General features: G+C 69.1%; 7 protein-coding genes. All 7 read right to left on the bottom strand.

What is annotated here, in order from left to right; translation table 11 throughout:
* The coding region (locus VGF12_RS15075; RefSeq protein WP_331176861.1) for a hypothetical protein at nt 1-1,427 on the bottom strand (1,427 nt) is incomplete at its 3' end.
* Entirely contained in the window at nt 1,424-3,235 is a 1,812-nt protein-coding gene (locus VGF12_RS15070; protein ID WP_331176860.1) for an autotransporter assembly complex protein TamA, read from the bottom strand. The genes VGF12_RS15070 and VGF12_RS15075, both read right to left, overlap by 4 nt.
* On the bottom strand, nt 3,235-4,425 hold the full coding sequence (locus VGF12_RS15065; RefSeq protein WP_331176859.1) for a vWA domain-containing protein: 1,191 nt from the start codon (nt 4,423-4,425) through the stop codon (nt 3,235-3,237). Before VGF12_RS15065 ends, VGF12_RS15070 begins: the two co-directional genes overlap by 1 nt.
* Nucleotides 4,426-4,473: 48 nt before the next feature.
* Nucleotides 4,474-6,471, bottom strand: a complete 1,998-nt coding sequence (locus VGF12_RS15060) for a S9 family peptidase (RefSeq protein ID WP_331176858.1) — start codon at nt 6,469-6,471, stop codon at nt 4,474-4,476.
* Nucleotides 6,472-6,518: 47 nt separating this feature from the next.
* Nucleotides 6,519-7,112, bottom strand: a complete 594-nt coding sequence (locus VGF12_RS15055) for a GNAT family N-acetyltransferase (protein ID WP_331176857.1) — start codon at nt 7,110-7,112, stop codon at nt 6,519-6,521.
* On the bottom strand, nt 7,109-7,333 hold the full coding sequence (locus tag VGF12_RS15050) for a hypothetical protein (protein ID WP_331176856.1): 225 nt from the start codon (nt 7,331-7,333) through the stop codon (nt 7,109-7,111). The genes VGF12_RS15055 and VGF12_RS15050 overlap by 4 nt, the downstream gene beginning before the upstream one ends.
* Nucleotides 7,333-7,935 (bottom strand): MoxR family ATPase (locus VGF12_RS15045; protein WP_331176855.1); only part of this gene is annotated, 603 nt, incomplete at its 5' end. The genes VGF12_RS15050 and VGF12_RS15045, both read right to left, overlap by 1 nt.

The raw sequence follows: 7,935 nt of genomic DNA, 5'->3' as shown, positions 1-7,935 counted from the left end.
TCGGCGTTCAGGCGCGTCGGGCCGGGCAGGCGAGCCCAGGCGGAGCCCGGCGCGCCGCGCCACAGCAGATGGGGGTCGAACTGGCGCACCTGGGCCTTGATCTGCGCGGCACCCGCCGTGTCGACACGGCCGCTGGCCTGCAGCGTCGCGTCGCCGCTGGTGAGCCGGGCCTCTTCGATGCGCCACTGGCTGCCCTCACCCTGCACCTGGGCCTTGACGCGTAGCGGCCGACCCTCCAGCGTGCCCCCGAGGTCGAGCCGGGCGCTGAGCGGGCCCGCCTTGCTGCCGGCGAGGCTGAACGGCCCGTCCAGGCGGGCTGGCGCGGCGCGGCTGTCCAGCGCCTCGGGGCGCAGGCCCTGCACGCGGGCATCGAGCTGCCAGCGACCGTCGGCCTCGCTGGAACCGTACTGGCCCTTGCCCTTTACGCGCGCGCCGCCGGGCAGCTCGGCGTCCAGGGCGGTGAGACGCAGGCTGGTGGGCTGGTCGGGCCGACCGGCGAGCGCGATGACGAGGCGGTTGACGGGCAGGGCGCCCTGGTCCCAGCGGCCGGCGGCGCCATTGCGCAGTTCGGCCTGCAGCGTTGCCTCGGCATCGCGAGCCGGCGCCTTGAGTTGGGCCGTGCCACTCAGCGCCGTACGCGGCAGGCCGGGGGCGAGGGCGGCCAGGTCCAGTGCGTCGGCCTGCAGCTGCAGCGCGTTGACGGGCCAGGTCGCAAAAGGCTGGATCTCGCCGTCGGCCTTCAGCGTCTGGTGGGCGGCCTCCAGCTCGGCCTTGGCCTTGAGCTTGGCGAGCGGACCGGTGACGGCGGCGACGGCTGTCCACGGAAGCTCGGTCGCCTCGGCCTGCGCCACGCGCAGCGTCGCGTCGGTCTGAAGCGGTGCGGCACTGTCGATGCGGGCATCGCCGGCCAGCGTGAGGTGTTGCCAGCGCGCAGCCTTGAGCTGGATGTGGTGGGTGCCGCGGCGCGGCAGGTCGAGCTGGGCGTCCAGCCCGAGCAGCGGGGCCTGCTGCGGCGCCCAGCTCAGGCGGCCGACGCGCAGGCGGGCGATGTGCACGCCCAGAGGCAGGCTCAGGTCTGCCGGGATGGCGAGCGGGGTGTCACTGGCCTGGCTGCGGATGTCGATTTCGTCGATGGCCAGCTCGCGCGCCAGCAGCAGGCCGTCGCTGGCGCTGACGCCCAAGCCCTTCCAGCGCAGGCCGCGCAGTTCGGCTTCGCCGCCGGCCCAGGTGAGCAGCAGGCGGCGGGCGCTGAAGTCGCCCATCAGCGAGCCCTCGGGCGCCTCAATCTGCACGCCGGGCAGGTGGGCCAGCAGCCAGGCGCCGCCGGCGGGGCGGTGCAGCAACCAGGCGACGAAGCCGACCAGCAGGACCAGGACCAGCGCCAGCCCGATCAGGCCGGCGCGCAGGATGCGCAGGCTGCGCCTCACAGGGCGATCCCCACTGAGAAGTGGAGCCGCCACTTGCCGGTCTCCTGCGCGCGCGCGAGGTCGACGCGCAGCGGGCCGACGGGGCTGCGCCAGCGCACGCCGGCGCCGTAGCCGACGACGGGGCGGTAGTCGGTCCAGCGCGAGGCGGCGTTGCCCGCATCGATGAAAAGCGCGCCCCACAGGCTGGGCATGCTCATCGTGAAGGGGCGCGCCACCTCCAGGCTGCCGGTGGCCAGCACGCGACCGCCCACGGTCAGGCCATTGCGCTCCACGCCCAGGCTGCGGTAGGCATAGCCGCGCACGGACTCGTCACCACCGGCCAAGAAGAGCAGCTTCTCGGGCACGCCGACGCGATCGTGCGCGACGACCTGCGCCACCTCGGCACGCGCCGAGCCGTACCAACTGGCGCCGAGCGGCTTGTAGACGCCGAGCTTGAGTTGCATCCGGCCGAAGGGGCCGCTGTCTTCCGTGCCGCCGCCCTTCGCGTAGCCCAGGCCGATCAGGGCGAGGGCCTGGTGGCCATCGGTGGGAAGCAGCGTGCTGTCCAGGCGGCGTCGTATCCACTGCTGGTTGATGGAGAGGGCGAGGTTGGTGTTGACCTGTCCCCCCGTCGTCTCGCGGGCCCGCAACAGCTCGACGTAGCTCAGGCGCTCGTCGTTGGTGGACTCGTAGAGCCGGCCGAGCCGCAGGCCCAGGTTGGTGGCGATGGTGTCGCCCGAGCGGTCCTGCTCGAACTGCATCGCGGCGATGTTGCGATGCAGGTCGGGCTGGGGATGGGAGCTGAGTTCCAGCTCGGCGCCGCGCAGGTCACGGCTGAGCTGGAGCTTGGTGCGCGCACGCACGGCCAGGTCGAAGGGGCGGCGATGCAGATGTTCGACGCTGATGCTCTGGCCCGTGTTGCTGTGGTAGCCCACCGCGACAGTGGCCTGCTGCAGCGCGGACTCGGTGACGGTGACCAGCACAGGGTTGCTGCCATCGGGGTCCAGGGTCTCGGACTGCAACTGAACGCGCACGGCGTCGAAGAGCTGGGTCTTGGCCAGGCGTTCCTGGAACTCGGCCAGCTTTTGCTCGGTGTAGCCCTCGCCGGTGTCGAAGCCGGCCAAGCGCTCGATGGTCTGCCGGCTCTGGCGTTTGAGCCCTTCAATGCGCAGCGCACCGAGCCGCGCGCGGTTGCCGCTGGCCAGCACGAGGTGGAGCTCGGCGCTGTGCTCGTCGGGGTTGACGCGGGCTGAGGTATCGGCCCAGCGCGCCAGCGGGAAGCCGCCGGTGCGTGCGCGCAGCAGCAGTTCGCTCTTGCCCGCGGCCCACTGGGACTGTGTGAACGCGGCACCGTTCTTCAGTGGCCACAGGCCACGCAGGACGTCGCGCAGGGCCTTGGCGTCGTCTTCGGCCAGGCCCTCGGTGAACTCCAGCTCCAGCTTGCTGACGCGGGTGAGCGGGCCGGGCTGGACGTTGAGCCGCAGTCGCGTGCCGTCCTCGGCGTCACGTTGCACGTCGGCCGTGGCGTTGAAATGCCCTTCGGTCTCGAGCAGTGCCTGGGCTTGCGACGGTGCGGCCGCTGCCAGGCGTGCCAGTTCGACACGGCTCAGCGCGGCCTCGCTGGCGCGGTAGCGGGCAAGGTCGAGGTTCTGCTGCAGCAACGTACGCAGGCTGCCGTCGCGGTCGTCGTCGACGCTGATGTCCAGGCTGTAGACGGCGGGCGCGTCGGCAGGGATGTCGGGCGCCGGCGCGGCAGGGGGGGGCGGCGGGGGCTGGGTGGCGCAGGCGCTCAGCAGCGCCGCGACCAGCAGCGCGAGCAGACGCGCCATTACTTGCTCAGCAGCCGCATGGCGCCTTCCAGTCCGGAGAGGGTCAGCGGGAACATGCGCTGCTGCATCAGCTGCTGGATCAGCGCGATGCTCTGCCGGTACTGCCAGACGCCTTGCGGCTCGGGGTTGATCCACGCGTACTTGGGGAAGGCGTGGGTGAGGCGCTGCAGCCATTCGGCGCCAGCCTCGTCGTTGTTGTACTCCACGCTGCCGCCGATCTGCAGAATCTCGTAGGGGCTCATGGTCGCGTCGCCGACGAAGATGAGCTTGTAGTCGCGGTTGTACTTGCGGATCAGGTCGAAGGTGCTCAGCTTCTCGGCGAAGCGGCGCCGGTTGTTCTTCCAGACGAAGTCGTAGACGCAGTTGTGGAAGTAATAGAACTCCAGGTGCTTGAACTCGCTCTTGCAGGCGGAGAACAGCTCCTCCACGCGGTGGATGTGCTCGTCCATCGTGCCGCCCACGTCCATCAGCAGCAGCACCTTGACCTTGTTGTGGCGCTCGGGTTGCATGCGGATGTCCAGCAAGCCGGCGTTGGCGGCCGTGCCGTGGATGGTGCCATCCAGGTCCAGCTCCAGCTCAGAGCCCTCGCGGGCGAAGCGGCGCAGCCGGCGCAGCGCGACCTTGATGTTGCGCGTGCCCAGCTCCAGCGTGTCGTCATAGTCGCGGTAGGCGCGTTGCTCCCAGACCTTGACGGCGCTCTTGCCCCCGCCCTTGCCGCCGATGCGTATGCCCTGCGGGTTGTAGCCACCGTTGCCGAAGGGGCTGGTGCCGCCCGTGCCGATCCAGCGGTTGCCGCCTTCGTGGCGCTCCTTCTGCTCCTCGAAGCGCTTCTTGAGCGTCTCCATCAGCTCGTCCCAGCCCATCTTCTCGATAGCGGCCTTTTGCTCGGGCGTCAGCTCCAGTTCGAGCTGTTTGCGCAGCCACTCCAGCGGCACTTCGGCAGTGAAGTCGGTCAGCATCTCCACGCCCTTGAAGTAGGCGGCGAAGGCACGATCGAACTTGTCGTACTGGGTTTCGTCCTTGACGAGACTGGTGCGGGCCAGGTGGTAGAAGTCGTCGATGGAGGCCACGCCGCCATGGTCCGGGCCGCCGATGACGCCGGCCTGCAGCGCCTCGAGCAGCGTCAGGTACTCCGGCACCGTCACCTTGAGCTTGGCGGCGCGCAGCGTGTAGAAAAACTGGATCAGCATGGCTTGCCGATTATGAAAGGCAACCGGCGGGCGGCCTGTATGCAGGGGTTAGCGGCGGGCGGGCGCGAAGCGGGCCAGCCAGTCAAAGAACTCGCCGTACCAGAGCCGACTGTTGCGCGGCTTCAGCACCCAGTGGTTCTCGTCCGGGAACCAGACGAGGCGGGACAGCACGCCCAGCGATTTCAGCGTGTTGTAGTAGGCCAGCCCTTGCGCGTCGGGCACGCGGTAGTCCAGCGCCCCGTGGATGACGAGTGTGGGCGTCTTGAAGTGCCGGGCGAAAGCGTGCGGGCTCTGTGCGGCCACCTTGGCCGGATCGTCCCAGTAGGCCGCGTCCAGCTCCTTGCGGTGCCAGCTGTAGGCGTCATCGGCATACATGGCCTGCCAGTCGTAGCAGCCAGCATGGCAGACATAGGCCTGGTAGCGACCGGGCTTCACGTGGCCATTCATCCACGCGACCATGTAGCCGCCGTAGCTGCCGCCCGTGGCGACGATGCGCTTCCTGTCCACCCAGGACTTCTTCAGCAGCCAATCCGTGCCGGCCTCGACGTCCTGCAGCTCGTAATCGCCCCAGCGGCCGGTGATGCTGTCGAGGAATGAGTGGCCGAAGCTGGATGAGCCGTGGTAGTTCACGCAGGCGACGACGTAGCCTTGCGCCGCGAACGCCTGATGGTTCCAGCGCCAGTGCCAGCTGTCGCCGAAGGCGGTGTGTGGGCCGCCGTGGATGACGTGCATGACGGGCCACTTCTTCTTGGCGTCGAAGCCAGGCGGGTAGATCAGCCACATCTGCACGTCGTCGCCGCGCGCGCCCTGGACCGTCACTTCCTCATGGCGGCCGAAGTCGTGGGCCGCCAGGCGCTCGTCATTCAGCGCTTCGATGCGGTGCAGCCCGTCTTCGCCGAGGACCGACAGTCGCGGCGGGAACTGCACGCCGTCGTGGTTGAGCACGACGAGATCGGCGGCACAGGTGAAGCTGCCGACGTGGCCGCCCTCGAAGATGGGTTCGGCCAGGCGGTCGCCCAGTGCGAACTGCCACAGGTGGCGGCGGCCGCGTTCCTCGGCGGCGAAGAGCAGGCTCTGGTCGTCGGCTGTCCAGCGCAGGGGGGCGCTCACTTCGTGGTCCCAGTCGTCGCTGAAGACGGCCCAGCGGCCCTGCTGGTCCAGCACGGCCAGCCGGTTGGGCTGGTTGTGGCCGCGGGCCTGGTGGCTGGCCAGGAAGGCGAGGTGCGCGCCGCCGTGGCTGTAGCGTGGCGCGGCGAAGTCCCAGTCGCCGTCCTGCAGCAGGGTCTGGACCCGGCGCGTGCGTACGTCGATCTCGGCCAGCGCGTAGCGGGCGTCCAGCGTCTTCTCGGTGCCCGGGTCGAAGGCGAAGGCGATGCGGCGGCCATCGGGCGCGATGTCGAAGCTGTTGGCGTCGGGTTCGGCGCGGCTCAGCTCCCAGGCGCTGCCCTCGAACAGGTCGCGCGCCTTGCCGCTGTCCACGTCCATCACATGCAGGTGCGGCACGCGGCCCATGGGGATGTGGTGGTCCCAGAAGCGGTAGAGGGCCTCGTCGGTGACGTAGGCGCTCTCCTTGCGGGCCTTGAAGTCCTTCAGGGCATCGCCCTGCGCGGCGGCCTTGCGGTCGGGCCAGACCCAGGACACGAAGGCGATGCGCCGGCCGTCCGGGAACCACTTGAAAGATTCGACGCCCGTGGGCACCTGGCCGATGCGTCGGGCTTCGCCGCCGTCCGGCGGGATCACGTAGAGCTGGGACTCCTCGTCACGCTGACCGGCCTGCTCGCGCTTGGCCGTGAAGGCGATCAGGTCGCCGCGCGGGCTCCACTGTGGGTTGCCGTCCTTCTCGCCGGCCTCGGTCAAGCGGCGTGGTTCGCCGCCCAGCGTCGAGAACAGCCACAGGCTGCTCTGCGCCTTGTTCGTCTCCATCGAGTAGCGGGTGACGCCGGCGGCCGCCTGAGCGCCATCCGGGCTGAGGCTGGGTTCACCGATTCGGTCCAGGGCCCAGAGGGCGTTGACATCGAACGGCTTCGTCTTCTTCCCTGTCTTCATGTAGTTCTCGTCTCGGTGAACGCGCCCGTGGTTCAGGCGCGCGGGGCTTATCTTGGCCGGGTGAGTTGCCAATGGAGATGGGCCTTGACCTCGGGCCATTCGCCCACGGTCAGGCTGTACATGACGGTGTCGCGCACCGTGCCGTCGCGGCGCGGCCAGTGATGGCGCAGCACCCCGTCGCGCTTGGCGCCCAGGCGCTCGATGGCGCGCTGCGAGGCGAGATTGAAGTTGTCGGTGCGCCACCCCACGAGCTTGGCACCCAGCGTCTCGAAGGCATGCGTCAGCAGCAGCAGCTTGGCCGTCGTGTTGACGGCACTGCGCTGCACGCGGCGGGCGTACCAGGTGTAGCCGATCTCGACGCGCTCCACCGCGGGCACGATGTCGTGATAGCTGGTCGAGCCCAACACCTCACCGCTTGTCGCGTCCAGCACCGCGAAGGGCAGGCGATGGCCGGCAGACTGGCCGGCCAATGCTGCCTCGACGTAGGCGACGGTCTCGTCGGGTGGGGGCACGCCGGTGAAGCGCAGGTTCCACAGCTCGCCATCGGCTGCCGCGGCCTGCAGGCCGGGAACATGATCCAGGGTCAGCGGCACCAGGCGGATGGGGCCGGCCGCGAGGGTAACGGGTTGTACCGGCTTCATGCCTTGTCCTTCAGCATCAGCTTGCGCGCGACGAGGCGCCCCACGCCGCAGCCACCAACGATGAGCACAAGGCCCGCCATCTGCTGTGCGTTCCAGTCGGTGGTGCTGATGAAGTCGATGCCGAACTGCCGGCCCAACCACCAGCCGGCCAGCGCGCCGGCGACGAAGCCGACGGCGTCGGCCAGGGCTTCGCGCATCGCGCGGTCGAAGTCCTGGGCCATCAGCGGTTGTTGCGTTGCATGAAGACGAGCTTCTCGAACAGGGTCAGGTCCTGTTCGTTCTTCAGCAGCGCACCCACCAGCGGCGGGATGCTGACCTTGTCGTCCTTGGCCTGCAGCGCATCGACTGGCACGTCCTCGGCCAGCAGCAGCTTGAGCCAGTCGATCAGCTCCGAGGTGCTGGGCTTCTTCTTCAGGCCCGGCAGGTTGCGCACGTCGTAGAAGTTCTTCAGCGCGGCGGCCAGAAGGTCCTTCTTCAGCGTCGGGAAGTGCACGTCGACGATCTTGTGCATCGTCTCGGCGTCGGGGAACTTGATGTAGTGGAAGAAGCAGCGACGCAGGAAAGCGTCGGGCAGCTCCTTCTCGTTGTTGGAGGTGATGAAGACCAGCGGTCGGTGTTTCGCCTTGACGAGCTGCCGCGTCTCGTAGACGTAGAACTCCATGCGGTCGATCTCCCGCAGCAGGTCGTTGGGAAACTCGATGTCGGCCTTGTCGATCTCGTCGATCAGCAGGACGGGGAGGGTGGGCGAGGTGAAGGCGTCCCACAGCTTGCCGCGCTTGATGTAGTTGCGGATGTCGTGGACCCGCTCGTCGCCGAGCTGGCC

Origin of the sequence: Roseateles sp. (assembly GCF_036404855.1) — a bacterium.
GTDB lineage: Bacteria > Pseudomonadota > Gammaproteobacteria > Burkholderiales > Burkholderiaceae_C > Pelomonas.
The sequence above is the reverse complement of the archived record's forward strand: the minus strand, read 5'-3'. Positions and strand labels throughout refer to the sequence as shown.

What these genes read in the sequence shown, in the direction of transcription:
- VGF12_RS15060 (WP_331176858.1), bottom strand. Translation starts at nt 6,471, where the DNA reads ATGAAGACAGGGAAGAAGACGAAGCCGTTCGATGTCAACGCCCTCTGG.
- VGF12_RS15065 (WP_331176859.1), bottom strand. Translation starts at nt 4,425, where the DNA reads ATGCTGATCCAGTTTTTCTACACGCTGCGCGCCGCCAAGCTCAAGGTG.
- VGF12_RS15055 (WP_331176857.1), bottom strand. Translation starts at nt 7,112, where the DNA reads ATGAAGCCGGTACAACCCGTTACCCTCGCGGCCGGCCCCATCCGCCTG.
- VGF12_RS15050 (WP_331176856.1), bottom strand. Translation starts at nt 7,333, where the DNA reads ATGGCCCAGGACTTCGACCGCGCGATGCGCGAAGCCCTGGCCGACGCC.
- VGF12_RS15070 (WP_331176860.1), bottom strand. Translation starts at nt 3,235, where the DNA reads ATGGCGCGTCTGCTCGCGCTGCTGGTCGCGGCGCTGCTGAGCGCCTGC.